Genomic DNA, 397 nt, shown 5'->3' on the forward strand with positions numbered 1-397 from the left:
GCCATCAACATTATTAAACACCGAAGTCAAAAACTCCAAAGGCGACTGGGGCGTGGTCGGTGCTTGTCGCACCCGATCTGTTTCATTTGCTGCAGCTGGTACATTCGGAGAAGTAATGTCGGTCGTGGCGTTGTCAATCTGCGTGGTCAGTTCGGTATTGACCGTCCGCACCTGATTGATGAATGCTTGCACATTCTCACGCTTTGCCATATCTGCAACAAACTTACGAGCTGCTTCATGATTCTTACAGCCAGCTTCAAGGGCGGCTGTGTGTAAGTCCATACCACTCGCCACAAGACGAGCGTATCGTTCCTGCTTTGCGGTGATAGCCATTTTTTAACCTTTCTATATTCTTTATAATGTAATTTTATGTAACTTTTGTTACTGTGTTCATCGG

The 397-nt window shown here is 46.1% G+C and carries 1 protein-coding gene; it reads right to left on the reverse strand.

Annotated features, from left to right (window positions below; translation table 11 throughout):
• On the reverse strand, positions 1-333 hold a 333-nt coding region (locus GV819_RS32795; protein WP_256667717.1), incomplete at its 3' end, for a hypothetical protein.
• Between the last annotated feature and the right edge of the window lie 64 nt (positions 334-397).

The sequence above is a fragment of the Pseudomonas sp. Fl5BN2 genome (assembly GCF_009908205.1).
Taxonomy (GTDB): Bacteria; Pseudomonadota; Gammaproteobacteria; order Pseudomonadales; family Pseudomonadaceae; genus Aquipseudomonas.